Origin of the sequence: Aquipuribacter aurantiacus (assembly GCF_051216895.1) — a bacterium.
In the GTDB taxonomy this organism is placed as follows: domain Bacteria; phylum Actinomycetota; class Actinomycetes; order Actinomycetales; family JBBAYJ01; genus Aquipuribacter.
The window spans coordinates 91,337-117,584 of sequence record NZ_JBPKAO010000002.1; the positions used below are offsets into that span (position 1 = coordinate 91,337).

The following is a 26,248-nucleotide window of genomic DNA, read 5'->3' on the forward strand; positions in this document are numbered from 1 at the left end:
CCGCGGACAGGGCCGGTGTCGTCGTGAAGGAATCAGGCCGGCTCGTGGTCGACCAGCTCGGCCAGGCCGTCGAGCACCCGCAGCAGACCCCACTCGAACGCGTGCCCGGCGCTGTGCGCCCCGCCGTGCGCCCGGCCGGCCGCGGTGCCCACGCGGGAGGCCAGCGGGAACTGCTCCGGACCCATCACGTCGAGCAGGCCGGGTGGTGGCGACCCGGGCCAGCCACGGGTGGGCCAGGTGCAGGGCCCACTCCCGTCGGGCGTGCGCCTCGGTGGCCGCCCGCCAGCCGGGGGGCCGCCGCCGCTCGGCCGTACCGTCCAGCGACACGACACGCGGGGTCGACGGCGTTCTCGGCCCCTGGGGAGGTTGCTCGTCGCTGGGCGGTCCGCTGGTCGGTCCGTTCGTCGCCTCGCGGCCTGAACTCGTTCAAGCCGGACCGCATGCGCGGGCACCATGCCGACGGCCTGCTGCTGGCCTTCGTCGTGCCCGACGTCGACGCCGAGCACGACCGCCTCGCTGCGGGCGCCCCGGTGCTCACCCCGCCGGAGACCGAGCCGTGGGGGGAGCGCTACCTGCAGGTGATGGACCCCAGCGGGGTCGTCCTGCAGCTGGTCACGTGGGTGGAGGCCCCGACCGGCTGACGTCGCAGGTCACGCCGCGGTCGTCACCCGCGGTTCCCCTGATCGCCACCCCGGGGACCCTCGGAGGTCGTCGGACGGCCATCGCCCCGTCGCCGGATGGCCCGCAGCGGTCAACGGTGCAGTCACTGTCCGTATCTCATCCATTCACGGGGCGTTCCTAGCGTCCGGTCTCATGACTCCGTCCCCCTCCCGAGGCCGAGGCCTCCTGCCCATCCGACCCGTCCGTCCGCTCGCGCTGCTGGCCGCGGTGGCGGTGGCGACCACCGGCCTGCTCGCCGTCGGCCCCGCCTCCGGCGCCATGGTCGACGAGGCCACGCCCGTGCTCAGCGAGGACTTCTCCGACGGGGCCGTCCCGGAGGGCTGGCGGCCGGTCGACGGCACCTGGGAGGTCGTCGACGGCCGGTTGGTCGGCACCTCCACCGGCAGCCGGCTCTCGCGGCTGACGTTCGGCGAGCACCTGGACAACTTCCGGTTCGAGGCGACGGTGCGTTTCGACACGGTGGAGAACGGTGGCCGCTGGGCCGCGCTGGGCCTGGACCTGGCCGCCGACGGCTCGGTCCCCTGGTGGATCGCCACGATGCGCTCGCAGACCACGGCCGCCAACGGCATCGAGTTCGCCGAGCGGACCGCCGCCAACACCTGGAACGTCCCCGTCACGGCCGCCGCACCGACGGCCGCCGGCACCGGGCGCGACGTGCGGGTCGCCGTCGAGGTCCAGGGCCGTCAGGCCCGCTGGTACTACGACGGCACGCTGGTCCTCCAGACCAGCAGCCTGCGCCGCAGCGACGACGGCGGGCTCGGGTTCGTGGTCAACGGCGCGCGCGTCGCCTTCGACGACGTCGTCGTCACCGAGCTGCCCGAGCCCACCCTGGTCCGCCCCGACGGTGCCCCGCCCGCCGTCGTGGCCCACCGTGGCTACTCCTCCGTGGCCCCCGAGAACACGCTCACCGCCATCGAGCAGGGGATCCGCTCCGGGGCGGAGTACGTCGAGATCGACGCGCACACCACTGCGGACGGCGTACCCGTTCTCATGCACGACCAGCGGGTGGACCGCACCACCGACGGGACCGGGGACGTCGCCGGGCTGTCGACGGAGTACCTGGCCGGTCTGGACGCCGGCTCCTGGTTCGCGCCGGCGTTCGTCGGCGAGCCCGTGCCGACCCTGGCGCAGGCCCTGGACGCCGTCCGGGGCAGCGGTTCGACCCTGCTGCTGGAGGTCAAGGGCCCCGAGACCGCCGCCCAGGTCGAGGCCATGCTGGCGCTGGTCCGCGAGCGCGACATGGTCGACGAGGTCCTGCTGCAGAGCTTCGACACGAACGTGCTGACCTACGCCCGCGCCGCCGACGCGGACATCGCGCTCGGCCTGCTGCGCGGCGCCCTGGACCCCGACCCGGTCGCCACCGCGCGGCAGTACGACGTGGTGGCCTACAACCCGTCCGCCGGTGCCCTCGCCGCGCGGCCCGGGGCGGTCGAGGCCCTCAACGAGGCCGGCGTCGCCGTCATGCCCTACACGGTCAACACTCCCGCCCAGTGGGCGACGCTGGTCGGCCTGGGGGTCGACGGCATCATCACCGACCGACCCGGCGCCCTGGTCGGCTGGAGCTCGCGGCTGGTCCAGCAGGCCGAGGAGCCGGCACCGGCCCCGGCGGTGGCCGTCACGTCACCGGCCGACGGGTCCGACCTGGGGCGTGAGCAGGGTCCGGTGCTCGCCGTGGCCGCCACCGAGGCCGATCAGGTGGAGCTGACGCTGGACGGCGAGCCCGTCGAGGTCGGGACGCCTCTCGACCTGACCACGCTCGCGCTGGGCGAGCACGTGCTGACCGCGCGTGCCTCCGGCCCGGGCGGTGAGGTCGAGACCACGGGCACGTTCGTCGTCGTGCCCACCGAGGCCGGGCTGGCCGCGCTCGTGCTGGGCGCCGAGCCGGTGCGGGGCGACGGCGACGCCGCGGTGGCCGGCCTGCTGGGCCGGCTCGCGGCCGGTGACCTGGAGGGCATGGCGCGCCGGGCCGAGCAGGCCGCCGGGCGTCAGCTCGACGCGGCGACCATGACCACGGTGGCCGCCGACGCGAGGGCCCTCGCCGCCGGCTGAGCCGCGGCTCGACCCCGGTCCGCGGCGGCGCGGGCCGGGGTCACGCGCCTGCCGGCCGGGCCGGTGCGACGGGCACCGGGTCCTCGCCGTGGTGCCCGCTCGAGGGGGCCGCGTCGGCCGTGCGCTCGTCGGCGACCTCCGGACCGCCCTGCGGACCGACCTCCGGACCGACATCCGGACCGAGCTTCGCATCGGTCCCCGGACCGGTCTCGCGGGCGGCCGCGGCCTCCTCCGCCTCGTCGTGGCCGCTCAGGAACGAGACGACGCGGTAGACGACCGCGACGACGGGCACCGCGATGACGGCCCCGGCGACGCCCAGCACCAGCGTGCCCGCCGTCACCGCGCACGCGATGACCAGCGGGTGCAGCCGGATGACCTGGCCCATGATCAGCGGCTGCAGCAGGTTGCTCTCGACCTGCTGCACCACGACGACGACGACCAGGATGATGAGCGCGTCCGTGGGGCCGTTGGTCACCAGGGTCACGAGCACGGCCACGACACCGGCCACGAACGCGCCGATGATCGGCACGAACCCGCCGACGAAGGTGAGCAGCGCCAGCGACAGCCACAGCGGCACGTCCAGGACGACCAGGCCCAGACCGATCCCCACGGCGTCGACGAGAGCGACCAGAGCCGTCCCGCGGACGTAGCTGGTCAGCGTTGTCCAGGCGACCCGCCCGCTGCCGTCGACCTTGTCGCGGGTCTCCCCCCGCGGGAACCAGCGCAGCAGCCACTCCCACATCCGGCGGCCGTCCTTGACGAGGAAGAACACGGCGAAGACGGTCAGCACCACCCCGATCAGACCCCGGGCGACGGTGGTCGTGCCCGCGACGGCGCCGGGTGCCGCCTCCTCCGCCGCGCCGGCCGCCGACCCGGTGAGGTCGTCGATGACGGTCGGGTCGATCGCCAGGGGGCCGTCCTCGAGCCAGCCGCGGATGCCGTCGACCGCCTCGAGCAGGGCGGGACCCAGCTCGTCGACCTGGTCGGCGACGCTGGAGAAGATCAGCGCCCCGATGCCGGTGGGGATGCCGAGCAGCACCAGGATGCTGACCAGGGCCGCCAGGGCGCCCGGCAGCCCCGAGCGACGCAGCCGTTCCGACAGGGGCGCCAGCAGGGCGGCCAGCAGCACCGCGGCCAGCAGCGCGAAGCTGACCAGCCCGATCTGCAGCATGGCGGAGACCAGCAGGCTGCCCAGCAGCAGGACCACGAGCACGGCCACGCCGAACGCCACGGTCCGCCGCAACCACCCCGGCAGCGGGCTCAGCAGCCCCTGGGGGCGCTGGTCGACAGGGCGGGGCATGGGACCTCCATGGTCACGGGGGCGTCCCCAGGGACTACCCCGTCCTGGCCCGTCCCACGCCTCGAGGCCCCGGCGGTTCCGGCAGGCGGGTCCGACGGACGCTCAGCCGATGGCGTGGATGGCGTCCAGCAGCAGCTCGGCGCCCTCGTCGGCCTCGGCCTCGGTGAGGGTCAGCGGGGGCGCCATCCGTACGACGTTGCCGTACAGCCCGCCCTTGCCGACGAGCAGCGCCCGCGCCCTGGTCGCCTCCAGCAGGGCCGCGGCGCGGGCCGGGTCGGGCTCGATGCCACCGGGGACGACGCACTCCAGGGCCAGCATCAGGCCACGGCCGCGCATCTCGGCGATCCAGCCGGTCTGCTCGACCGTGGGCTGCAGTGCGGCGCGCAGCCGGTCGCCGACGCGCTTGGCGTTGCCCTGCAGGTCGTGCTCGAGCAGGTACCTCAGGTTGGCGTTGGCGCCCGCGGACACCAGCGGGGAGCCGCCGAACGTCGAGATGTGGTTGCCGGTGATGGCGTCGACGACCTCGGCGCGGCCGACGACCCCGCCCAGCGGCAGGCCGTTGCCGACCCCCTTGGCGAAGGTCAGCAGGTCGGGGGTGATGCCGTGCGCCTGGTAGCCCCAGAAGTGCTCGCCCGTGCGGCCCCAGCCGGTCTGCACCTCGTCGGAGACGAACAGGATGCCGTGGGCGTCCAGGACCTCCTTGATGGCGCCGAAGAAGCCGTCCGGCGGCGTCGCGAACCCGCCGACGCCCTGGATCGGCTCGGCGATGAGGCAGGCCACGTCGCCCGAGGTCGCCATGTCCAGCAGCTGGCGCAGGTCGGCCACGCAGGCGGCCGTGTACTCGCCGTCCGGCAGGTCCCGGAACGGGCTGCGCAGCCGGTAGCCGCCGTGGACGTAGGTGGTCTGCAGACCCGAGAACGAGGTCGGGCTCCAGGAGCGGTGGCCGGTGATGCCGATCGTGGAGAACGACCGGCCGTGGTAGCTGTTGCGCATCGCCAGCACCTGGTTGCTGCGCCGGTGCACGGTGGCCATGAGCAGGGCGGCGTCGTTGGCCTCGGTGCCCGACGGGGTGAGGAACACCTTGGCGTCGGGGATGCCGGACAGCTCGGCGATCCGCTCGGCCAGCTCGACCGTCTCCTCGTTCAGGTACAGCGTCGAGGAGTGCAGGATCTTGCCGGCCTGCTCCTGCACGGCCGCCGTGACCTCGGGCAGCGCGTGCGCGGTCATCGTGGTGAGGATCCCGCCGAAGAAGTCGAGGTAGCGGTTGCCCTCGACGTCCCAGACGTGCCGGCCCTCGCCGTGGCTCAGCGCGATCGGGTCCGCGTAGTACAGCGCCTGCCAGGCGGGCGTCACGGCTCGGTGGCGAGCCAGCAGGCCCTCGGTGGCCTCGCGACCGGCGCCGTCGCCGGGGGTGGAGGTCTCGACGTGGCCGGCCGGGTGGGTGGTCGTCATGAGTGGACGGTAGGCCAGCGAGCCGGTCCGCGTCAGCCCGCCCAGGACCAGCCGGTCACCACGGGCCGCGCCGGGTCCCCGGCCTCGAACTGCACCCAGCAGCGCGTCCCCTCCGGCGGGACCGCCACGGCGCCGGCGGTCAGGCCGGGCACCGGGTGCGACGTCTGCGCCCACACCGCGTCGAGCCCCAGCACGTCGGGCACCAGGACGAGCAGCCGACCGGCCCCCGACGGGTCGGCGCCGGCCCGGACGATGCCGCGGTACACCCCGACCAGCTCTGCCGCCACGGCGCGACGCTCAGCCCTGGACCAGGGGGCCGTACGCGTCGGGGCGGCGGTCCCGGTAGAACGCCCACTGGTTGCGGACCTCCTCGATCATCGACAGGTCGAGGTCGCGGACCACGAGCTCCTCCTCGTGCCCCGACGCCGCCTCGCCCACCAGCTGGCCCCGCGGGTCGGCGAAGTAGCTGGTGCCGTAGAAGTCGTCGTCACCCAGCGGCTCGACGCCCACCCGGTTGATCGCGGCGACGAAGTACATGTTCGCGGCGGCCGCGGCCGGCTGCTCGAGCTTCCACAGGTAGTTGCTCAGCCCGCGCGAGGTGGCGGAGGGGTTGAAGACGATCTCCGCCCCCGCCAGGCCGAGCGCGCGCCACCCCTCGGGGAAGTGCCGGTCGTAGCAGATGTAGACCCCGACCTTGCCGACGGCGGTGTCGAACACGGGCCAGCCCACGTTGCCGGGGCGGAAGTAGAACTTCTCCCAGAACCCCTTGACCTGGGGGATGTGGTGCTTGCGGTACTTGCCCAGGTAGGTGCCGTCGGCGTCGACGACCGCCGCGGTGTTGTAGAGGAACCCGGCCGCCTCCCGCTCGTACACCGGCAGCACCATGACCATGCCGAGCTCCTTGGCCAGGGCCGAGAAGCGCTGCACGGTGGGCCCGTCCGGGACGGCCTCCGCGTAGTCGTAGTACTCCGTCTCCTGCACCTGGCAGAAGTAGGGGCCGTAGAACAGCTCCTGGAAGCACATCACCTGCGCCCCCTGCGCCGCGGCGTCGCGGGCGTGCTTCTCGTGCCGGTCGAGCATCGACTCCTTGTCGCCCGTCCACGCGGTCTGGACGATGGCGGAACGCACGACGCGGGACATGGGACTCCTCCGATGGGTCTGGACCTGCTCCGGAGCGCCTGACGGTAGGTGAGCGGGCCGCCCTCGTAAAGGCCGGGGCCCAGGGGCCGATACGGTGCCCGGAGGACGTCCCACGACGACGGAGAGGCGACCACGGTGACCGACGAGGTCTTCTGGATGGTCGCGGCCCTGCTCGCGGTGGCCGCAGCCGTCGGCTCGCTGTCGGTCAGGCTCCGGCAGCCGCTCATCATCGGCTTCATCGCGGTGGGGATCCTCGTCGGTCCCACGGTGCTGGGCTGGGTCGACGCCACCGACGGCGGCGGGGAGGTCGTGCTGCTGGCGGAGCTGGGGATCGCGATCCTGCTCTTCCTCGTGGGGCTCAAGCTCGACCTGCACCTGATCCGCACGACGGGGCCCGTGGCCCTGGCGACCGGGCTCGGGCAGGTGGTGTTCACCTCGGTCGTGGGCTTCGGCCTCGGGCTGGCGCTGGGCCTGTCGCTGGTGGCCGCCCTCTACGTGGCCGTGGCGCTGACGTTCTCCAGCACGATCATCATCGTCAAGCTGCTGAGCGACAAGCGCGAGATCGACCAGCTGCACGGTCGGATCGCCGTGGGCTTCCTCATCGTGCAGGACATCGTGGTCGTGGTCGTGATGATCACCCTGACCGCCTTCGGGGGGACGGGGGAGGGGGACCTGGCCACCGAGCTCGCGCTCACCGCGGGACGCGGCCTGCTGTTCCTGGCGGTGATCGCCCTCGCCATGAGGTTCGTCCTCCCGGCGGTGCTCGGCTGGTTGGCGCGCTCGAAGGAGCTGCTGGTCCTGTTCGCCCTGGCGTGGGGAATCTCCTTGGCCGCCGTCGGGGACTGGCTCGGCTTCAGCGCCGAGGTCGGGGCCTTCCTGGGTGGTGTGTCGTTGGCGTCCACGCCCTACCGCGAGGCCATCGGGGCCCGCCTGGTGAGCTTCCGGGACTTCCTGCTCCTCTTCTTCTTCATCGACCTCGGCTCTCGCCTGGACCTCACCCAGGCCGGCGACCAGGTGCTGCCTGCGGTGGTGCTGTCCCTGTTCGTCCTGGTGGGCAACCCGCTCATCGTCCTGACGATCATGGGCGCGATGGGCTACCGACGGCGGACCAGCTTCCTGGCCGGGCTGACGGTGGCGCAGATCAGCGAGTTCTCGCTCATCCTGGCCGCGCTCGGTCTCAGCCTGGGTCACATCGGCAACGAGACCGTCAGCCTCATCACCGTCGTCGGGGTCGTCACGATCAGCGTGTCCACCTACATGATCCTGTACTCGCACCGGCTGCTCCGGTGGCTCTCCCCGGTCCTGGGCGTCTTCGAGCGGGACGGTCGCGACGCGGAGGCGGGGCTGCGCCACGAGCCGACAGGGACCGAGGTGGTGGTGCTGGGGGCCGGCCGCTACGGCGGCCGGCTGGTCGAGGAGCTGGTCGGGGCGGGGACCGACGTCCTGGTGGTCGACGCGGACCCGCACGTGCTGACCCGGATGGACGCGCTGGGCGCGTCGACGCTGTACGGCGACGCGGAGGAGCCGGAGCTGGCCGGGTCCCTGCCGCTCGCCTCGGTGCGATGGGTCGTGAGCACGATCCCCGGGCGCGACGTCAACCTGGCGCTGATGCACGGCCTGGACGAGGTGGGCTACGAGGGGCGGGTCGCCGTCACGGCCCACCTCGACCTGGACCACGACCGGTTGCTCGAGGCCGGTGCGGACCTCGTCCTGCGGCCGTTCGCGGCCGCGGCCGAGGGTGACGCCCGGCGCTTCACGAGCAGCGGCACCTGAGGGGACCGCGCGGCACCGCCCGGGACGGCGGCGCGCGCGGCGCTGCCGGGCGACAAGCCGTCGGCCTCGCTAGCGTGGCGGCATGACCCTCATGCAGCCCCGTGACCTGACCGGCTCCGTCGTCGCCATCACCGGAGCCTCCGCCGGCATCGGCAAGGCCGTCGCCGAGGCCCTCGTCGCCGCCGGCGCGAACGTCGTCGTCGGCGCCCGTCGGATCGAGCGCCTGACCGAGCTCGCCGAGGAGCTCGGCACCGACCGGGTCGTCCCGGTCCAGATGGACGTCCGCGAGCCCGCCGACAACGCCCGCCTGGTGCAGGCCGCCCTGGACACCTGGGGCCGGCTCGACTCCGTGGTGGCCAACACCGGCATCGGCTCCTACGGCTCGGTGCTCGACGGCACCGACGACGAGATCCGCACCATGGTCGACACCAACTTCACCGGCACCGTCTTCACCGTCCGCGCCGCCCTGCCCACCATGCTCGAGGCGGGGGCGGGCGACGTGGTGATCGTCGCGTCCGTGGCCAGCTTCCGCGGCGGGCCCGACGAGGCCGTCTACGCGGGAACCAAGTTCGCGCAGCAGGGCTTCGCCGGGTCGATCGACCGGGAGCTGCGCGAGAAGGGCATCCGCGTCACCACCATCAACCCCGCGGGCGTGGAGACCGAGTTCGCCATCGGCAAGGGCCGCACCGAGGGCGACCCGTCGCTCGCGGAGTACCTGCGCCCGGAGATGGTGGCCCACGCCGTCGTCACCACGCTGCAGCAGCCGCGCGAGATGCGCACCCAGTCCTGGGCGATGTGGAGCATGGGCCAGGGCAGCTGACGCCCTGGACGGCAGGACCGACGCGTGACGGCCGCGGGACGGGGCGGCAGCCTCAGCCCGCGGCCGACAGCGCGACCCCGGCGCCGGTGGCGACGCCCATCAGGGTGAGCTCGACCAGGCCGATGCGGACCAGGTCCGACCAGGGCACCGGCCGGCCCGCCCTGGCCCGGCCCACCACGCGGCGCCGCTGCCGCCGGCCGGCGGCGGCCAGGGCGAGCAGCAGGGCGACCTTGACGGCGGCGAGGCCGGACCACACCGGGCCCGGGTCGCCGCCGTGCCAGCGCAGCAGCACCGCGACCACCCCGGACAGCGCCACCGCCGCGAAGCACAGCCCCGCCAGGCGGGAGAAGCGCGGCAGCAGGGACGCGACGTCGTCCCCGGCGACGACGCGCAGGACGAGCAGCGCCCCCAGGCCGCCGCACCACGCGGACGCGGCCAGGACGTGCACCGCCAGCGCCCCGACGGCCGCGCCGTGGCCGACGGCGTGCCCGGACCCGCCCAGCAGGGCCGTGGCCAGGGCGGCCGCGGCGGCGAGGCGCAGCAGGGTCTGACGCCGCTGCGCCCGGGCGGCGACGGCGGCGACCACCAGCATGGTCAGCGCCGAGTAGGCCAGCATCCGGTAGCCGCCGACCGCTCCCATGAGGACCAGCAGGTCCGACCCGGCCCCACCCGCCCCCAGGGGACGACCGGTGAGGGCGGCGCCCGCCACCACGACGTGGGCGGCGCCGGTGGCCGCGGCGACCGCGGCCGCACCGGCGGCGAGCCGGACGCCGGGGTGGGCGGGCGTCCACGCCGGGGCGGACGCCGAACCCGCACCCCCGGGAGCCGACACGGCGCCCGCGGTGAGCAGCAGCAGACCGAGGGCCGACGCACCGGCGACGTCGCGCCCGGCCCGCAGGGCCGGGGCCAGCCACCAGGGCGGTCCGTCCCGGCCCAGCAGCCCCGGCGTGCCCGCGCCGAGCGCCCACGCGGCCAGCACGGCGGTGGCGACGGTGAGCGTCGTGACGAGGACGGCGACGGCGACGATCGCCGGCCCGGCCGGGACGCGCGTCACCGGACCGGGTCCGGCCGGGGCGAGCAGGGGCGGGCTCGCGGACGGCGGGGTCATCGGGGCGGGGTCATCGGGGCGGGGACGACGGGGACCCGATCAGCCGACCGGCTGGGCGACGCCGCCGGCGGTGCGGGCCCGGCCCAGCGCGTGCTGGACGAGGGTGACCAGCAGGTGGCGCGAGGACGCCGGGTCCCGCGCGTCCCCGGTGGTGATGGGGACGTCGGGGTCGACCGCTAGCGCCTCGCGCAGGACCGCCTCGGGGTAGGCGTCCGAGCCCGGGAACTGGTTGACCGCGATGACGAACGGCAGACCGGCCTTCTCGAAGTAGGCGACCGGGCCGAACGCGTCGGCCAGGCGTCGGGTGTCGACCAGGACGATCGCCCCGACGGCCCCCGTGGCCAGCTCGTCCCACATGAACAGGAACCGGTCCTGCCCGGGGGTGCCGAACATGTACAGGACGAGGTCGGTCGACAGGGCGCTGCGGCCGAAGTCCAGGGCCACCGTCGTCGTGGTCTTGTCCTGCACGGCGCTGGTGTCGTCGACCCCGACCGACAGCGCGGTCATGGGTGCCTCGGTGCGCAGCGGGGTGATGTCGGACATGGTGCCGACCAGGGTGGTCTTGCCGACGCCGAAGCCGCCGGCGACGAGCACCTTGACGGGGACCGGTGTCCGGGTGGTCTCGTGCGGGTCAGGGGGTGCCGAGTGCATGGAGCACCTCTTCCAGGAAGGCCGGGGAGCGGGGGTCGGAGGTGCGGCTGACGATGAGGAAGCCGGAGTCCTGACCGTCGGCGACGAGGATCCGGGCCACGGCCAGCGGCAGCCGCAGCAGGGCGGCGACCTCCGCGACGGAGCGGGGCTCCAGGCACAGCCGGACGACGTCGCCCAGCTCGAAGCGCAGCGCGGCCGCGGCCTCCCGACCGGCGTCGGTGGCGCGGACCTGGGACTCCAGCGGCAGGGTGGCGCGGGTGCGGCCGGACACCATGGCGAACGGCCGCACCATCCGGCCGGTCACAGGTCCTCCCGCTGGGCCTGCCCCACCTGCGCCGGCACAGCGGTGGTGCCCCGCAGCCCGGGGGTGAGCACCCGGCCGATGCGCTGCACGAGCAGGCCGAGCTCGTAGCCCACCAGCCCCAGGTCGACGTCGCGGGAGGTGAGGACGATGACGGCGGCGGTGTCGCCGATGCTGGCCACGATCATGAAGCCCCGGTCGATCTCGACCAGCGTCTGCACGGGCCGCTCGGCGCCGCAGGTGGTCGCCGCCGAGGCGGTCAGGCTGGCCAGGCCCGACGTGATGGACGACAGCAGCTTCTGGGTCGCCGGGTCCAGGCCGGGGGTGCTGGCCAGGTGCAGCCCGTCGGCGGTGGCGGTGAGCGCGTGCAGGACGCCGGGGACCTTCTTCTTCAGCCCGGACATCACCCAGTCCAGATCGGCGCCCGGCGCGTCGGGGGCGACCGGGGTCGCGCTCATGCCTGACCGCCGTCGTCGCTGCCGGCCCAGAGGTCGACCGGGGCCGCCTGGGCCACCTCGTCGTCACGGTTGCGGCGCGGCAGGGCGGGGAGCCCTCCGGCGGGGACACCCTGCTCGGTCGCACCCGGTACGGGATCGGCGTCGGGCCCGGGCCGGCGGGACGTGAAGGCCGCGAAGGCCGAGGCCGCGGGCACGGGCTCGACCGCAGGGACCGGTGCCGGGGCGACCGCCGGCCCCGGGGTCCAGAGGTCGGGGCCCGGGGTCCGCGAGGGCTGCGCCTGCGAGGGGACGCCGTGCGACCGACGACCCGGCAGCCGTCCCGGCACCGCCTGCTGCACGGCCTGCTGGGCGGCCTGCTGGACGGCGGGGGCCGGGACGGCCGCGAACGCCGGCTCGAACGCCGGGGTGACGGGGACCTCCTCCTCCAGGACCAGCCCGGCGGGGACGACGACCTGCACGGCGGTGCCACCGGGGCCGGCCTCGAGGTCCACCTGGAGCCCGTAGCGGCGGGCCAGGGCGCCGACCACCTGCAGCCCCAGCCGGGCGTCGCCGGGGGTCAGGGGGTGGGCGTCGGAGTCGGCGACGGCCCCGGTGCCGAGCAGGGCGCGCGCCTCGGCCAGCGTGCCGGCGTCCATCCCGACGCCGTGGTCGCGGACGACCACGACGAGGTCGCGCGAGGGCGAGGTCTCCGCGGACACCTGCACCCGGGTGCTCGGTGGCGAGCTCGCGGCGGCGTTCTCGACCAGCTCGGCGAACAGGTGGGACAGGTCGGCGGCGGCCCGGCCCTCGACGCTCGGGTCCTCCCCGAGCAGCAGGTCGACCCGCTGGTAGTCCTCCACCTCGCTGATCGCGGCGCGCAGCACGTCGGTCAGCGGGACCGGCTCCCGCCAGATCCGGGCCGGCTCCGCGCCGGACAGCACCAGCAGCGACTCGGCGTTGCGACGCATCCGGGTCGACATGTGGTCGAGGCTGAACAGCCGGTCCAGCACGTCGGGGCGCTGCTCGTCGGTCTCGAGCACCTCGATGGTGTCGAGCTGGCGCTGGACCAGCGACTGGTTGCGCCGGGCCAGGTTGAGCAGCATCTGGCTCTGCGCCTGCCGCTGGGCGATGTCGGCGCGGGCGCGCTCCAGGTCCCGTGCGCTCAGCTCGGTCGCCAGCGACGTCGCCCGGCGCTGCTCGGCCTCGGTGTTGGACCAGAAGATGACGAGGCCGATGCTCAGCATCGCCACCCCGGCGGCGTGGATCGCGGACCACAGCCACGGGTCCGCCTGCCCGGCGGCGTGGTTGAACACCAGGTCGGGGACGACGCCCGAGCCGAGGCCGTGGCTGAGCGCGGTGAACCCGATGTACCAGGTGAACGGCAGCCAGTCCTGGTAGAGCGCGATGAAGCCGAGCACGATGAAGAAGTGGAAGTGGGACTCGATCTGCCCACCCGTCACGTGGACCAGCACGATCGACGTCCAGGACAGCCCCGCGGTGACGAGGACCGCGCGCAGCCGGGGGCGGCGCCGGCCGCCGAAGGACGCGGCGCCGGCCGCGAGCAGCGCGGGCAGCACCTCCAGCGCCGTCAGCAGCGGGTCGTAGCCGCGGGCCACCCCGATGACGAACAGCACGGGGACGTGCGCGAGGAGGATCCGGACCAGCAGCCGGTGCCGGCCGGCGAACACGTCGGGGGCCAGCAGGTTCCCCGTGGGCACGAACCTGGTGATGGGGTGTGCGGCGGACATCGGGGTCCTCGTCTCCGTCGGTCGGGACGGCCCGGGTGGCGACAGGGCCTCGTCCTCCCTTCGGCGCGCGCGGTCCGCCGGATCAGTGCGGCCGCCCGCGGTCACCGGATCGGAGCACCGCCGGTCACCGGATCGGAGCAGGGGGCCGTCCGCTCAGAGCAGGCGCCAGCGCTGCAGCAGCGCCCGGGACAGCGCGACGGCGGCGGGTGAGGGGGCGTCCCAGCGGTGCGGCCCGAGCCGGCCGACCCAGCCGGCACCGCGCAGCGCGTTGGCGCTCAGCAGGGTCTCCGACCGGGCCAGCACGGCGTCGTCCAGCGCGCCGAGGCGCACCTGCCAGCCCATGGCCCGGGCCAGGTCGACCAGCACCTGCCGGGTCACCCCGGGCAGCACGCGGCCGTCGCACGGCGGGGTGAGCAGCGTCGGGGCGTCCCCGCCGTCGGCGGGCAGCACCGCCAGCAGGCAGGTACGGGTGGTCTCCAGCAGCTCACCGGCCCGGGTCCGCAGGGCCACGTCCTCGGCGTCCGGGGTGTCGCTGCGTCCGGCGGCGAGGGCGGCCCCGACCCACCGGCGGTCGGCGAACTTGTGCCGTTCGAGGCCGTGCTCGGGTGCCTCGGCCACCCCCAGCAGCAGGGGGGCGGCGACGTCGGCGGGCACGGGGCGGTCGGCCGGCTCGACCTCCACGACCGTGGGGCCGGGCGTACGGCCGACGACCGGGAGCGGCTGACGCACCCGCAGCCGGTGCGCGCCGGGACCCGCGTCCCGGGCGGCCGCCACGAGCAGGGCCTCGACGTCCTCGGCGAGGGTCAGCCCCGTCAGCTCCCACACCGAACGGTGCAGCCGGGCCACGTGGTCGGCGACCTCGACGGCGCGGGAGTCGACGGCCAGCACGGTCTCGATCAGCCCCTGCCCCGGGTCGGCCACCCCCTTGCGGGCCGCGGTCGTGCGGGCGGGGACCGGCGGCCGCACCCCCAGGGCCCGCAGCAGCGGGGACGCCTTGGTGAGGACCTCGAGCCACTCCTCGGCGGGGGTCGAGTCCGCGACGATCCCGCCCCCCACGCCCAGCGCGGCCGTGCCGTCCGGCGCGACCTCGAGGCTGCGGATGGTGACGGCGAGGTCCTGCAGCCGGGGCCCCAGGAACCCGACCGCCCCGGTGTGGGCCCCGCGCGCGGCCGGTTCGAGCCCGTCGGTGACCTCGGTGGCCCGCTGCTTCGGGGTGCCGGTCACCGACCCCGGCGGGAAGGTGGCCCGGACCACCTCGCCCGGACCGGTCCGCGGCAGCAGCCGGCCGCTCACCTGCGACACCAGGTGCGACACCCCGGTGTGGGAGCGGACCGCGAGCAGCTCCTCGACCCGCACCGACCCCGGCTCGCAGACCCGGGACAGGTCGTTGCGGACCAGGTCGACGATCATGATGTTCTCGCTGGTGTCCTTGGCCGAGGTGCGCAGGGCCGCCGCCTCGTCGGCCGGGCGGGTCCCCTTGATGGGGGCCGAGCGGACCTCCCCGCCCCGCAGCTGCAGGTACAGCTCCGGCGAGGCACCGACCAGGGCCCCCCACGGGCCGGTCATCAGGGCGGCGCGGTCCGGGGCGAGGGCGCGGACCAGGTCGGTCCACGCGTGCACGGCCGCCCCCGCACCGTCGGCCAGTCGCAGCCCGAAGCGGGTGCACACGTTCGCCTGGGCGATGTCGCCGCCGCGGACCGCCGTCACCACCTGCTCGACCGCGGCCATGTGCGCGGCCGGGTCGGGGGCACGCTCCAGACGGGTCCCGGGACGCCGGCCGCCGGCGGGGGACCCGGCGGCCACGCCGGCCCGGGCGTGCTCGGCGAGGGCCAGCGCGCGGGCGGACCCGGTGGAGTCGCCGTCGTCCAGGGCCTCGGCCCACCAGCGCTCGCCGTCGAAGCGGAGCACGTGGTCGTGGAAGCAGGACACCACGACGGGCAGGCGCGGGCCGACCGCCGCAGGTGCCGGGCTCCGCACCCGGCCGGTGGCCCGGCCCAGGGCGTGGCCGAGCAGCGTGAACCAGCCGCCGCCCACCGCGCCGGCCGGGGCGCGCAGGTCGCGGGTCAGGGGGACCTGGGCGGAGTCCAGCGTGGCCACGACGGCCTCGAGGTCCAGGGCCCGGCCGGTCGGGTCCTCGTCGTCGCCCGCCTCCTCCACGACCAGCTGCGGGTCGGCCGAGACGAGGAACGGGGTGCCGCTCCAGGTGCCGCTGAGGGCCGACAACCGTCGGGTGCCGGCCAGCCCGGCCAGGGCGAGCATGACCTGGGCCGGTCCGTCCGGACCGGTGGGCAGGCCGTCGACCGGGTGGGCGACGAGCCTGCGGACGGAGACCAGGGGCACCGGGGGAGACTATTCCGGGGTCCGGCCGGTGGCTCCACGGGCCCGCGTCGCCGGCGGCGTGCAGCACGACGAGGGTGCAGCCGTCGTCGTGGGTCACGGGTGCACCTCCTCCGTCCGTCGTCCGAGCGCTCTCGAGCGCGCGGGACCGGGCCGGGGCCGTCCACACGGTCGGGCGGGCCGACCGGGCCGTCCACACCCGGACCAACCGGGTGGTCGCTCTGTCCGGGGCAGGGCCTAGCGTCGTCGACGTGCCCGCTGCTGCCCCCTCCGTCCCCTCCGTCCCGGTCGACCCGCTCGTCGACCCTGCGACGCTGCCCGCCGACGCCCGCGAGGTGCTCCGCCGGCTGACGGCGCGCGACGACGCGGACTTCCGGGAGGACCAGCTCGAGGCCGTCCACGCCCTGCTGGTGGACCGCTCGCGCGTGCTGGTGGTCCAGCGCACCGGGTGGGGCAAGTCGGCGGTGTACTTCGTCGCCACGGCGTTGCTGCGGGCGGTGGGCGCCGGTCCGACGGTGATCGTCAGCCCGCTGCTGTCGCTGATGCGCAACCAGGTCGAGGCGGCGGCCCGGGCCGGGGTCCGCGCGCACACCGTCAACTCCGGCAACGTCACCGAGTGGGCCTCGGTGCGCGAGCAGCTCGCCGCGGGCGAGGTCGACGTCCTGCTCGTCAGCCCGGAACGCCTCAACAACCCCGACTTCCGCGAGAACTGGCTGCCCGAGCTCGCCCAGGGCATCGGCCTGCTCGTGGTCGACGAGGCGCACTGCGTGTCCGACTGGGGCCACGACTTCCGCCCCGACTACCGACGCATCCGCGACCTGCTGTCCTCGTTGCCGGCGGGCACCCCGGTGCTGGCGACCACGGCCACCGCCAACGCCCGGGTCGTCACCGACGTCACCGAGCAGCTGGCGGTCGGGGTCGGGGCGGACGGGCAGGTCGGGCACGAGCACGAGGTCGTCACCCTGCGCGGTCCGCTGGGCCGCGACTCGCTGCGCCTGGGTGTCCTGCAGCTGCCGGCGGCCGACCGGCTGCCGTGGCTGGCGGAGCACCTGGGGGACCTGCCCGGCTCCGGGATCGTCTACACGTTGACGGTGTCGCAGGCGACCGACGTGGCCGAGGCGCTGCGGGCGGCCGGGCACCAGGTGCGCGCCTACTCCGGCCGCTCCGACACCGAGGAGCGGGTCCAGCTCGAGCAGGCGCTGCTGGACAACAGCGTCAAGGCGCTCGTCGCCACCTCGGCGCTGGGCATGGGCTTCGACAAGCCCGACCTGGGGTTCGTGGTGCACCTGGGCGCCCCGGACTCGCCGATCGCGTACTACCAGCAGGTGGGTCGTGCGGGACGTGCCGTCGAGCACGCCGACGTCCTGCTGCTGCCCGGGCCCGAGGACGAGTCGATCTGGGCGTGGTTCGCCTCGATGGCGTTCCCCGGCCCGCACAGCGTCGAGCGGGTGCTCCAGGTGCTGCGGGCCAGCGACCGGCCGCTGTCCACCCCCGCGCTGGAACCGCGGGTCGAGCTGCGCCGCAACAAGCTCGAGCTGCTGCTCAAGGTGCTCGACGTCGACGGCGTGGTGCGACGGGTGCGGGGCGGCTGGGTGGCCACCGGGGCCGAGTGGCACTACGAGTCGGCCCGCTACGCCCGGGTCGAGGCCGCCCGGGCCGAGGAGCAGCAGGCGATGCGCGACTACGTGCGCTCCGACACCGGGGTCTGCCGGATGCGGTTCCTGCGCGAGCGCCTGGACGACCCGGGCCCGGACGGCGCCGGTGTGCCCGACTGCGGTCGCTGCGACGTGTGCGCGGGGCCCTGGTACCCGACCGCTCTGACCGGGGCCGGACGGGACGCCATGGACGAGGTCGTCAACCGGCCCGGCGTCGTCGTCGAGGCGCGGACGTCCTGGCCCACCGGGATGGCGAGCATCGGCGTGGACGTCAAAGGTCGGATCCCCGAGGCCGAGCGGGCCGCCGACGGGCGGGCCGTGGCCCGGTTCACCGACCTGGGCTGGGGCGCGGCGCTGCGTCGCGCCACGGCGAGGGACGAGGAGGGCCGCGCGGTCGACGGGCCGGTCGCGGACGAGCTGTTCGGCGCGGTGACCCGGGTGCTGCGGGAGTGGGACTGGGCGGAGCGACCGGTGGCCGTCGTCGGGGTCCCGTCACGGGCCCGACCCCAGCTCGTCGCCTCGCTGCGGGCGCGGTTGGCATCGGTCGGCCGGCTGCAGGACCTCGGCGAGCTGCAGCTGCAGCACGGCGGACCCGCCGGGGGAGCGGGCGGCAACTCCGCGGTCCGCCTCGCCGGGGTCTGGGACCGGCTGGCGGTGCCCGCGGCGACGGCCCAGGTGCTCGCCGACCTGCGCGGCCCGGTCCTGCTGGTGGACGACGTCGTCGACTCCCGGTGGACGCTGACCGTGGCCGCGCGCGAGCTGCGCCTGGCCGGGGCGCAGGCGGTGCTGCCGCTGGTGCTCGGCTCGGCGGGGTAGGCGGGTCGTGCCACGCCCGACCTGTCCCTGGAGGTCGTCCTCGTCCGCTGAGCAGCCGGTGGCCGACGGCCCGGGCGTCGCCGGTCAGCGCGCCCGGGACCGCTCGTACAGCGCCACGAAGTCGTCCACGCCGAACCGGCCGACGGTCTCGGCCAGCAGGTCCAGGTCCAGGTCGGCCGCCTTGCGGTAGCGCAGGCACGAGCGGCCCATGTCCAGGCGACGCCCACCGGCGGTCCACCGTGCCCGGAAGTCGCGCTCGCTGTCCGGGTCGGCGTACAGGCTCATCAGGTAGAGGGCGTTGTGCCGCTTCTGCATCGCCAGGCCGGTGTGGCTGAGCGGGGCGCCGTCGTAGGTGTCCGGGTACCTGCTCAGCGGCACGACCCAGCCGATCATCCCGAAGGCCATGGTCTCCTCGAAGCCGGGACGGATGCTCGCCCGGACGACCTCGAGGACGGCCTCGACCTCGCCGCGGCGGTCGTCCGGCAGCGCCGCCAGGTACGCCTCGGGGGTGCTCGCCGCGCTCTGCACGCCACGATGCTAGCCAGGTGGCAGGGTCCGCACCTCGGACGACGTGCTCGTCCTGCGGGCCCGACGGCGGTACCGTCGCCGCGTGGTCCCCCTCACCCCTCCGCCGCCCGCCTGACAGGGGCCCGACGCGCCACGTGCGCAGCCCGCGCCGACCAGCGCGCGGCCGTCGGTGGGTCCCCTGAGACGACGTCCGCAGACTCGCCCAGGCCGCCCGGAGGACCCCTGTGAGCCACGACCGCCCCGCCGCCGGCCCCGCCGCCCTGCCGGTCGAGGGCCACCGGTCCCGTGGCCCGCTGCTGGTGGTCCTGGCCGCCGTCTGCTGGGGGACGGGTGGGCTGGCCGGCAGCGTCCTCGGTGACGTGTCCGGCCTGTCACCCGTCGCCGTCGGGGCCTACCGGCTCGTGGTCGCCGCCGTCGTGCTGCTCGCCCTGCACGCGGCCCGCGGCCGGCTGGGCGACCTGCTCGCCGTCGTCGTGACCCTGGCGCGACGACCGGCCGACGCCGGGCGCGTGGTCGGGGTCGGGGCGGGGCTGGCGCTGTTCCAGCTGTGCTACTTCCTGGCGGTGGAGGCGGTCGGCGTCAGCGTCGCCACCATGCTCACCCTCGGCCTGGCCCCCGTGCTGGTGACGGGGGGCGCCGCGCTGCTGCTGGGCGAACGGGTCGGCACCCGGTTGCGGGTCGTCCTCCCGGTGGCGGTGGTCGGGCTCGTCCTGCTGGTCGGCGCCGGGGGCGGCGCGATCGGCGGTGACGGGCGGACGGCGGCCGGCGCGGTGCTGGCCTGCACCTCGGCGACCGGGTACGCCGCCGTCACGCTGCTGGGACGCTCCCTGGCGGCCCGGGTGCCCAGCGAGAGCGTGACCTCGCTGGGGTTCGTGGTGGCGGCGCTGCTGGCGCTGCCCGTGGGGCTGACGGTCGGCATGAGCGCGCCGCCGGCCCCGGTGACCGTGGCGCTGGTGCTCTACCTGGGCGTCGTCCCGACCGCGCTGGCCTACGGGCTCTTCTTCGCCGGGCTGCGGGGGACCGCCTCGGGGACGGCGTCGGTCCTGACGCTGGCCGAGCCGCTCACCGCCACCGTGCTCTCGGTCGCGCTGCTGGGGGAGCGGCTGGGGCCGTGGCAGTGGGTCGGGGCCGGGCTGCTGGCCGCCGGGGTGGTGGTCCTCTCGCTCGGCGGCGGGTCCGCCCGCCGCCTACCCTCGGCGGGTGGACGGACACGGGCACGGGCAGGCCGCGACGAGCGCTGAGCGACCGGCCGGGACCGACCTGCTCGGCTGGGTGCTCGCCCCGGTCGGTCTGGTCCTGGTCGGGGCCGGGCTCAGCATCAGCATCGACGCCGCGCTCCGTCGGGCCGGAGGTGCGGCCGCGCGTCGCTGGGTCGGGCAGGGGACCACCGGGTTGGTGGTGCTCAACACCGGGCTCTCGGTGTTCGGCGACGCCGTCAGGCGTCGCTCGGTCGCCCCGCGCGTCGGGACCTCGGCGCCGCCCGGACGTGGGCGCGCTCGCCCTGCGGGCCGAACAGGCTGATCAGCTCGACGGGGCCCGGGCCCGCGGCCCCGAACCAGTGCGGCACCCGGGTGTCGAACTCGGCGGCCTCGCCCGAGGTCAGCACCACGTCGTGCTCGGCCAGCACCAGCCGCAGCCGACCCGTCAGGACGTAGACCCACTCGTAGCCCTCGTGGGTCTGCGGGTCGGGCTCGCCGTCGGCGACCGGCACCACCATCTTGAAGGCCTGCAACCCACCGGGCTGCGTGGACAGCGGGATCACCGTCATCCGCCCCAGCGCCCGGGGTCTGAGCCGGACCCTGGGGTCGCCCACCGGTGGGGCGTCGACCAGCTCGTCCAGCGGGACCTGGTGCGCGCGGGCCAGGGGCAGCAGCAGCTCCAGGCCCGGCTTGCGCAGGCCCGACTCCAACCGCGACAACGTGCTCACCGACAAACCCGTCGCCGACGACAGCTCCGACAGGGTCATGCCCCGCTCCTGGCGCAGCCGGCGCAGCCGGGGGCCGACCCGCTCCAGCACGGCGTCGAGGTCCTCCATCGGCGGCTCCGGGCTCATCACGCCATTGCACTCCAGGCAGACCCCTGTGTCGAAGCAGCAGGTCGTGGCGTCGGCTCAGGGCGTCTGGACGGAGTCCTCGCTGACGTCCCGACCGGAGCCGGCGACCTGCGGGTGCCGCAGCCCGGGGTGGTCGGCCGGCAGGACGCGGCGCACGGTCCACCAGCTGAGGGCGACGACGGCGGTGACCAGCGGCCACGACAGCGCCGCCCGGGTGATGCCCAGCGCGACGACCTGACCCGCCGACCACAGCGAGACGAAGACCACGAAGCGCAGCACGTAGCTGCCGACCCACCACCAGCTGGCCAGCGAGTAGGCGCGCACCAGGTGGGGGTCCTGCCGCCACGACGTCCGCTGCCGCAGCACCCCGCCGACGACCAGGCCGAGCAGCGGCCGACGCAGCCAGATCGACAGCGTCCAGGCGACCGCGCTGACCCCGTTGGCCAGCAGCTGCAGGAGGAAGAAGTCCTCGGCCCGGCCCGTGCGCGCCACCACCAGCGCGCTGGCCAGCGTCCCGAGCAGACCCAGCAGCGCCGCCCGTGGGGGCCGTCCGCGCAGCAGCCGCACCGCCCCGAGCGCAGCCGCCACGACGACCGAGACCACGACGGCCAGCCGCAGCTGGTCGGTCGCGACCAGGACCCCGACGAACACGAGCCCCGGGGCGGAGGCGTCCAACGCCCCGGTGCGACCACCCAGCAGGCGGACCAGGCTGTCGGGGTCGGAGGCCACGTCCCGAGGCTAGGCGGCGGGGACGGAGCCCACCAGGACGATCGTCCCGGCCGCCGGCCCGGGCGGTCCGGGACGCTCCCGGGCACCACGCGGCCGCTCGGGACCCGGGGACCCCGGGGGCCCGGTACCTACGATGGCTGTCATGCCCTCACGAGCCGGAAGCCCCGGCCGCACCGCGACGGACCGGCCGAGGACGCGGCCGGGTCGGCCGCCCGCACGACGGCGGCGGTGAGCGGCATGGGTCTGGACGCCGCCCTGGTCCTGGTCTTCATCCTGGTCGGGGGGCTGTTCGCGGGCAGCGAGATCGCCCTGGTCTCCCTGCGCGACAGCCAGATCGAGGGGCTGCGCCGCCGGGGCGGCCGCGGCGAACGGGTCGCGCTGCTCGCCGCCGACCCCAACCGGTTCCTGTCCGCCGTGCAGGTGGGCGTGACCGTCACCGGGTTCTTCTCCGCCTCGTTCGGGGCCGCGACCCTGGCGCCGGCCCTGGCGCCGGGCCTGGTCCGGCTGGGCCTGGGCGAGGGCGCGGCGCAGACCACCGCGTTCATCGGGGTGACGCTGGTCATCGCCGCCCTGTCGCTCGTGCTGGGTGAGCTGGCCCCCAAGCGGCTGGCCCTGCAGCGCGCCGAGGGCCTGTCGCTGCTCGCGGCCGCTCCGCTCGACGTCATCGCGCGGGTGCTGCGTCCGGTGATCTGGCTGCTGTCGAGGGCGACGGACCTGGTGGTGCGCCTGCTGGGCGGCGACCCGGACGCCGGCCGTGAGGAGATGGGCGAGGAGGAGCTGCGGTCCCTGGTCCGCGAGCACGAGGCCCTCGACCCCGACGAGCGTCGCATCGTCAGCGAGGCGCTCGACCTGGCCGACAAGATGGTCCGCGACGTCCTGATCCCGCGCACCGAGGTCACGTTCCTGGACGGGGCGCTGTCGGTGGGCGGTGCCCTCGACGTCGCCGTCGACCAGCCGCACTCCCGATACCCCGTCGTCGGCGACAGCGCCGACGACGTGCTCGGGTTCGTGCACGTGCGCGACCTGTACGGGGCCGTCCGTCGGGGTCGGGCGGCGGAGCCGCTGCGCGACAACCTGCGGGCGGTCCCGTTCCTGCCCGAGACCCTGCCGGTGCTCACCGCCATGAGCGTCATGCGCAGGGCCGCCGTCCACCTCGCCGTCGTCGTCGACGAGTACGGCGGCACCGCGGGCATCGTCACCCTCGAGGACTTCGTCGAGGAGGTGCTGGGCGACATCCGTGACGAGTACGACGAGCAGCTGGTGGAGCGCGCGGAGCTCCCGGCCGGGGTCGTCGAGCTCGACGGGCTGACCCACGTCGACGACGTCGGGGACCACGTCCCCGGCCTGGTGCTCGACCCGGGCAGCAGCGAGGCGGGGTTCGAGACCGTCGCGGGGTTCGTGATGGCCAGGATGAACCGGGTGCCCGAGGTGGGGGACCGGGTCGGGCTGCACGGCTACCAGCTCGTCGTCACCGAGATGGACGGCCGACGGGTGTCCCGGGTCCGGGTCACGCCGCCGGCCGGTGACCTCAGCGGTAGTTGACGAACTGGAGCGCGACGTCCAGGTCGGCGCCCTTGAGCAGGGCGATGACCTCCTGCAGGTCGTCGCGGCTCTTGGCCGAGACCCGCATCTCGTCGCCGGTGATCTGGGCCTTGACGCCCTTGGGGCCCTCGTCGCGGACGATCTTGCCGATCTTCTTGGCGATCTCCTGGCTCAGGCCCTCCTTGAGGGTGGAGTCCAGGACGTAGGTCTTGCCGGAGGCCTTGGGCTCCCCGGACTCCAGGGCCTTCAACGAGATGCCGCGCTTGATCAGCTTGGTCTGCAGCACGTCGAGGGCGGCGGTGGTCCGCTCCTCGCTGCTGGCCTCGATCCGGATGGTGTCGTCACCGGACCAGCGCACCGAGGCGTCGGTGCCCTTGAAGTCGTAGCGCTGGGAGAGCTCCTTGGCCGCCTGGTTGAGGGCGTTGTCGACCTCCTGGCGGTCGAGCTTGCTGACGACGTCGAACGAGGAGTCCGCGGCCACGGTGATGCCTTCCTGATCGGGTGCGGTGGGCGTCCGGGGCGGTCGAGACCTGGTCCCCAGGCTTGCTATCCTCGCACCGCCGCGCAGGAGCACGCTCCTCGTGGCACGACCGGCAGGTTGCCCGAGCGGCCAATGGGAGCGGACTGTAAATCCGTCGGCATAGCCTTCGAAGGTTCGAATCCTTCACCTGCCACACCGAGCCCCGGGGCGCGCGAGCGCCCCGGGGCTCAGTCGTGCCGTCAGCGGTCGACGGGGTCGACAGGGCCGCCCTCGGCCTTCCACACGCCGTAGCGGTAGGTCGGGTCGATCTCGGTCAGCCGGGTGGGGGCCCCGATCATCAGCGGTCGCGGGTCGAGCGTGCCGATGACGAGCTCGCCCGGCTCGACGCGCACCATCTCCTGCGCCGGGTCGACGACCCGCAGGTCACGGTCGCCCAGCCAGTACTGGAACGCGGTGCCGGTCAGCAGCAGCGGTCGGTCGACCACCAGCATCACCGGCGCCGACGGGTACTCCTCCACGGTCTCGCGCAGCGTGAACAGGTCGCGCAGCCGCTGGTCGCGCTCGTCGATGGTGCGGTGCTCGGCCACGAACGTCCCGGTGACCGCCAGCAGCGCGACGACCCCGACCACCAGGGCGCTGGGCAGCCGGCGGACCTGGGCCCAGCGGATGCCGGCCAGCAGGACCAGCGCCGCGACCGTCGCCTGGACGAAGGGGACCCGCAGGTCGTCGGCGCCGTACTCCCAGCGCCACATCTCGATCCCCGGGACGTTCAGCTGCACCAGGCCACGGACGATGCCGCCCACGGCGAACAGCACGACCGCCACGGCGGTCCCCAGCAGCAGCACCGCCAGCATCGCCTGGCGCCAGATGGTCCGGTCCAGCCGCCGCGTCACGAGCACCGTGAGGCCCACGACGGCCAGCAGCGCCCAGATCGGGTCGGTGTACCGGCCGTAGACGACCTGGTCGAGCCGGCCGGCGCCGACCGTGAGACGGGTGGACAGGTAGGACGCGGCGATGACCAGCTGCGCGGCGGTCACCAGCAGCAGCACGGCCCAGGGGCCGGGGGTCCGTTCCCGCCACTCGCCCAGGGCGCGGCGCGCGGCCCAGATGACGCCGACGACGGTCAGCCCGCCCCAGGCCACCGCGCCGTACCAGGCCTGGCCGATGGTCAGCGACGTCATGAACCCGATGTGGAGCTGGCCGATCTGGTCGCCCGCCGCGGAGAACCGGTCGACCTCCCCGTACAGGGCCGCCTCCACGAGCCGGTTGCCGACGACCCCGGCGACCGCGCCGACCGCGGCGACGGCCACCACCAGGGGCCCGGTGCGCGGGCGGACCCGCCACGCCCACCAGGCCAGGACCAGCACCAGCAGGCCGACGGTCGGCAGGAAGCGGGAGTGCACGAGCGACAGGTAGCCGGTCAGCGCGGCCAGGGCGAACGCCGTCCCGGTCCGGCTCGCGACGGGCTCGAGCGGGGCCCCGGAGGCGGGGCTGCGTCCGGTGCCGTCGTCGTACAGCCGCAGCACCAGCAGGAACGCCGTCGCGACGAGCACGCCGAGGAGCGCCTCCGGCAGCGCGTACCCGGTGTACAGCGCCCGGCCGGGGGCGATGCCGACGACCACCGCGACGGCCAGCGCCGCCCGGGGCGTCGCGCCGAGGCGGCGGGCCACGGCCGCCCACACCACGACCGCCAGGGTGGCGAGCAGGACGTTGAACGCCACCGTCAGGTGCATGAACCGGACGGGGTCGTCGACCACGCGCCACAGCGGTGCCACCAACGCGCCCCAGCCGGCGGAGTAGCCGCCCGCGTGCGGCGGCATGATCAGGTCGGCCCCGCCGCCGCCGCCGAGCAGCCGGGCGGCCATCAGGTAGCCGATCTCGTCCTTGGTCTGCACCGGCGCGACGGCGTCCAGGCTCAGCGCGCCGTTGACCGCGGCGGTGGCACCCAGGCCGAGCACCCACTGCCAGGGACGGGCGGCGCCGGCGGGCCGGCTGCGTCCTGTGCGCCCGCGCGAGGCGGTGGTGGAGGTCGAGCCCGAGCCGGAGGTGGGCGTCGCGGGATGCTCCCGGGAGGCGTCGATCGTGGTGTCCATCGTCTCGGATTGTCCCTCACCCAGAGCGATGTCTGGTGACGCGGCGGTGTCGGCGCGGTCACGGATCGGCCACGGACCCGGTGGCGCCGCGGTGCCTCCGCGGTGTGCGCGAGCACGCCGTGGGGTCCTGTACCCTTTTCGTCGTTGCCCCGATAGCTCAGTGGTAGAGCATCTCCATGGTAAGGAGAAGGTCTAGGGTTCAAATCCCTATCGGGGCTCTGACGGGTGTCTGGGTGCAGACGCCCGACCAAGGCGGTGTAGCTCAGTTGGTTAGAGCGAACGACTCATAATCGTTAGGTCGTCGGTTCAAGTCCGATCACCGCTACCGACCGTCCCCAGGCACGACCGCCGAGAAGATCGTTGAAAGGTTCCCGAGATGGCCTCCAAGAGCGCTGACGTGCGTCCCAAGATCACCATGGCGTGCACCGAGTGCAAGGAGCGGAACTACATCACGAAGAAGAACCGGCGGAACGACCCCGACCGGCTCGACCTCGCGAAGTTCTGCCCCCGCTGCAGCAAGCACACCCCTCACCGCGAGACCCGCTGAGCGAGGT

Annotated in this window: 24 protein-coding genes and 3 tRNA genes; 11 read left to right on the top strand and 16 right to left on the bottom strand. The window is 74.9% G+C overall.

What is annotated here, in order from left to right:
• Positions 1-32: 32 nt before the first annotated feature.
• Positions 33-185, bottom strand: coding sequence for a hypothetical protein (locus tag ACR80Q_RS03195; RefSeq protein WP_435376446.1), 153 nt, complete (start codon positions 183-185; stop codon positions 33-35).
• Here ACR80Q_RS03195 and ACR80Q_RS03200 point away from each other — a divergent pair.
• Together ACR80Q_RS03200 and ACR80Q_RS03205 are read left to right on the top strand one after the other, a co-directional pair.
• Positions 126-641: a VOC family protein gene (locus ACR80Q_RS03200; RefSeq protein ID WP_435376431.1), complete on the top strand. Its 516-nt coding sequence runs from the start codon at positions 126-128 to the stop codon at positions 639-641. The two genes, ACR80Q_RS03195 and ACR80Q_RS03200, sit on opposite strands and share 60 nt — an antisense overlap.
• A gap of 172 nt (positions 642-813) precedes the next feature.
• Positions 814-2,730, top strand: coding sequence for a glycerophosphodiester phosphodiesterase (locus ACR80Q_RS03205; protein ID WP_435376123.1), 1,917 nt, complete (start codon positions 814-816; stop codon positions 2,728-2,730).
• Positions 2,731-2,770: 40 nt separating this feature from the next.
• On the opposite strand, the gene ACR80Q_RS03210 is transcribed toward ACR80Q_RS03205, so the two are convergent.
• The 4 genes from ACR80Q_RS03210 to ACR80Q_RS03225 form a co-directional block, all read right to left on the bottom strand.
• The gene (locus ACR80Q_RS03210; protein ID WP_435376124.1) at positions 2,771-4,030 is read right to left on the bottom strand and encodes an AI-2E family transporter; all 1,260 of its coding nucleotides are present in this window, start codon (positions 4,028-4,030) and stop codon (positions 2,771-2,773) included.
• Positions 4,031-4,132: 102 nt separating this feature from the next.
• Positions 4,133-5,482, bottom strand: coding sequence for an aspartate aminotransferase family protein (locus ACR80Q_RS03215; protein ID WP_435376125.1), 1,350 nt, complete (start codon positions 5,480-5,482; stop codon positions 4,133-4,135).
• A gap of 32 nt (positions 5,483-5,514) precedes the next feature.
• The gene (locus ACR80Q_RS03220; RefSeq protein WP_435376126.1) at positions 5,515-5,769 is read right to left on the bottom strand and encodes a phage baseplate assembly protein V; all 255 of its coding nucleotides are present in this window, start codon (positions 5,767-5,769) and stop codon (positions 5,515-5,517) included.
• Between the two features lie 10 nt (positions 5,770-5,779).
• Positions 5,780-6,622: a nitrilase-related carbon-nitrogen hydrolase gene (locus ACR80Q_RS03225; protein WP_435376127.1), complete on the bottom strand. Its 843-nt coding sequence runs from the start codon at positions 6,620-6,622 to the stop codon at positions 5,780-5,782.
• A 135-nt stretch (positions 6,623-6,757) separates the two neighbouring features.
• Here ACR80Q_RS03225 and ACR80Q_RS03230 point away from each other — a divergent pair, with 135 nt between their 5' ends.
• Both ACR80Q_RS03230 and ACR80Q_RS03235 read left to right on the top strand, forming a co-directional pair.
• Positions 6,758-8,395, top strand: a complete 1,638-nt coding sequence (locus ACR80Q_RS03230) for a cation:proton antiporter (protein ID WP_435376128.1) — start codon at positions 6,758-6,760, stop codon at positions 8,393-8,395.
• Positions 8,396-8,477: 82 nt separating this feature from the next.
• The gene (locus tag ACR80Q_RS03235; RefSeq protein ID WP_435376129.1) at positions 8,478-9,215 is read left to right on the top strand and encodes an SDR family oxidoreductase; all 738 of its coding nucleotides are present in this window, start codon (positions 8,478-8,480) and stop codon (positions 9,213-9,215) included.
• 52 nt (positions 9,216-9,267) lie between these two features.
• Here ACR80Q_RS03235 and ACR80Q_RS03240 read toward each other — a convergent pair whose 3' ends face one another.
• The 6 genes from ACR80Q_RS03240 to ACR80Q_RS03265 form a co-directional block, all read right to left on the bottom strand.
• A complete protein-coding gene (locus ACR80Q_RS03240) occupies positions 9,268-10,323 on the bottom strand; it encodes a CopD family protein (RefSeq protein ID WP_435376130.1) in 1,056 nt (351 codons plus the stop codon).
• Positions 10,324-10,362: 39 nt separating this feature from the next.
• Positions 10,363-10,974, bottom strand: a complete 612-nt coding sequence (locus tag ACR80Q_RS03245; RefSeq protein ID WP_435376131.1) for a GTP-binding protein — start codon at positions 10,972-10,974, stop codon at positions 10,363-10,365.
• Entirely contained in the window at positions 10,955-11,278 is a 324-nt protein-coding gene (locus tag ACR80Q_RS03250; protein ID WP_435376132.1) for a DUF742 domain-containing protein, read from the bottom strand. Before ACR80Q_RS03250 ends, ACR80Q_RS03245 begins: the two co-directional genes overlap by 20 nt.
• Complete coding sequence (locus ACR80Q_RS03255; RefSeq protein ID WP_435376133.1) at positions 11,275-11,733, bottom strand: roadblock/LC7 domain-containing protein; 459 nt, start codon at positions 11,731-11,733, stop codon at positions 11,275-11,277. Before ACR80Q_RS03255 ends, ACR80Q_RS03250 begins: the two co-directional genes overlap by 4 nt.
• Positions 11,730-13,460, bottom strand: a complete 1,731-nt coding sequence (locus ACR80Q_RS03260; protein ID WP_435376134.1) for a sensor histidine kinase — start codon at positions 13,458-13,460, stop codon at positions 11,730-11,732. The genes ACR80Q_RS03255 and ACR80Q_RS03260 overlap by 4 nt, the downstream gene beginning before the upstream one ends.
• A gap of 153 nt (positions 13,461-13,613) precedes the next feature.
• A complete protein-coding gene (locus tag ACR80Q_RS03265) occupies positions 13,614-15,800 on the bottom strand; it encodes a chorismate-binding protein (RefSeq protein WP_435376135.1) in 2,187 nt (728 codons plus the stop codon).
• Between the two features lie 248 nt (positions 15,801-16,048).
• Between ACR80Q_RS03265 and ACR80Q_RS03270 the strand changes: the two genes are divergently transcribed.
• Positions 16,049-18,268 (top strand): RecQ family ATP-dependent DNA helicase, encoded by a 2,220-nt coding sequence (locus ACR80Q_RS03270; RefSeq protein WP_435376136.1) that lies wholly within the window; start codon positions 16,049-16,051, stop codon positions 18,266-18,268.
• 84 nt (positions 18,269-18,352) lie between these two features.
• On the opposite strand, the gene ACR80Q_RS03275 is transcribed toward ACR80Q_RS03270, so the two are convergent.
• Positions 18,353-18,796: a DUF1801 domain-containing protein gene (locus tag ACR80Q_RS03275; protein ID WP_435376137.1), complete on the bottom strand. Its 444-nt coding sequence runs from the start codon at positions 18,794-18,796 to the stop codon at positions 18,353-18,355.
• A gap of 224 nt (positions 18,797-19,020) precedes the next feature.
• Here ACR80Q_RS03275 and ACR80Q_RS03280 point away from each other — a divergent pair, with 224 nt between their 5' ends.
• Positions 19,021-20,037, top strand: a complete 1,017-nt coding sequence (locus ACR80Q_RS03280; protein ID WP_435376138.1) for a DMT family transporter — start codon at positions 19,021-19,023, stop codon at positions 20,035-20,037.
• Between the two features lie 194 nt (positions 20,038-20,231).
• Here ACR80Q_RS03280 and ACR80Q_RS03285 read toward each other — a convergent pair whose 3' ends face one another.
• Positions 20,232-20,849, bottom strand: coding sequence for a helix-turn-helix domain-containing protein (locus tag ACR80Q_RS03285; RefSeq protein ID WP_435376139.1), 618 nt, complete (start codon positions 20,847-20,849; stop codon positions 20,232-20,234).
• A 57-nt stretch (positions 20,850-20,906) separates the two neighbouring features.
• Positions 20,907-21,578: a DUF3159 domain-containing protein gene (locus ACR80Q_RS03290; RefSeq protein ID WP_435376140.1), complete on the bottom strand. Its 672-nt coding sequence runs from the start codon at positions 21,576-21,578 to the stop codon at positions 20,907-20,909.
• A gap of 237 nt (positions 21,579-21,815) precedes the next feature.
• On the opposite strand from ACR80Q_RS03290, the gene ACR80Q_RS03295 reads away from it, so the two are divergent.
• Positions 21,816-23,120 carry a hemolysin family protein gene (locus tag ACR80Q_RS03295; protein ID WP_435376432.1) on the top strand — a complete coding sequence of 435 codons (1,305 nt, stop codon included), beginning with the start codon at positions 21,816-21,818 and terminating at the stop codon, positions 23,118-23,120.
• On the opposite strand, the gene ACR80Q_RS03300 is transcribed toward ACR80Q_RS03295, so the two are convergent.
• Positions 23,107-23,601 carry a YajQ family cyclic di-GMP-binding protein gene (locus ACR80Q_RS03300; protein ID WP_435376141.1) on the bottom strand — a complete coding sequence of 165 codons (495 nt, stop codon included), beginning with the start codon at positions 23,599-23,601 and terminating at the stop codon, positions 23,107-23,109. The two genes, ACR80Q_RS03295 and ACR80Q_RS03300, sit on opposite strands and share 14 nt — an antisense overlap.
• Before the next feature lie 111 nt (positions 23,602-23,712).
• Here ACR80Q_RS03300 and ACR80Q_RS03305 point away from each other — a divergent pair.
• A tRNA-Tyr gene (locus ACR80Q_RS03305) sits at positions 23,713-23,794 on the top strand.
• Positions 23,795-23,840: 46 nt separating this feature from the next.
• Here the strand turns inward: ACR80Q_RS03305 and ACR80Q_RS03310 are convergent.
• On the bottom strand, positions 23,841-25,694 hold the full coding sequence (locus tag ACR80Q_RS03310) for a hypothetical protein (RefSeq protein WP_435376142.1): 1,854 nt from the start codon (positions 25,692-25,694) through the stop codon (positions 23,841-23,843).
• A gap of 146 nt (positions 25,695-25,840) precedes the next feature.
• Here ACR80Q_RS03310 and ACR80Q_RS03315 point away from each other — a divergent pair.
• From ACR80Q_RS03315 to rpmG, 3 genes are all read left to right on the top strand, one after another.
• Positions 25,841-25,912 (top strand) — tRNA-Thr (locus ACR80Q_RS03315).
• Between the two features lie 33 nt (positions 25,913-25,945).
• A tRNA-Met gene (locus ACR80Q_RS03320) sits at positions 25,946-26,019 on the top strand.
• A gap of 51 nt (positions 26,020-26,070) precedes the next feature.
• The gene (gene rpmG, locus ACR80Q_RS03325; protein WP_380167053.1) at positions 26,071-26,241 is read left to right on the top strand and encodes a 50S ribosomal protein L33; all 171 of its coding nucleotides are present in this window, start codon (positions 26,071-26,073) and stop codon (positions 26,239-26,241) included.
• Positions 26,242-26,248: the final 7 nt, after the last annotated feature.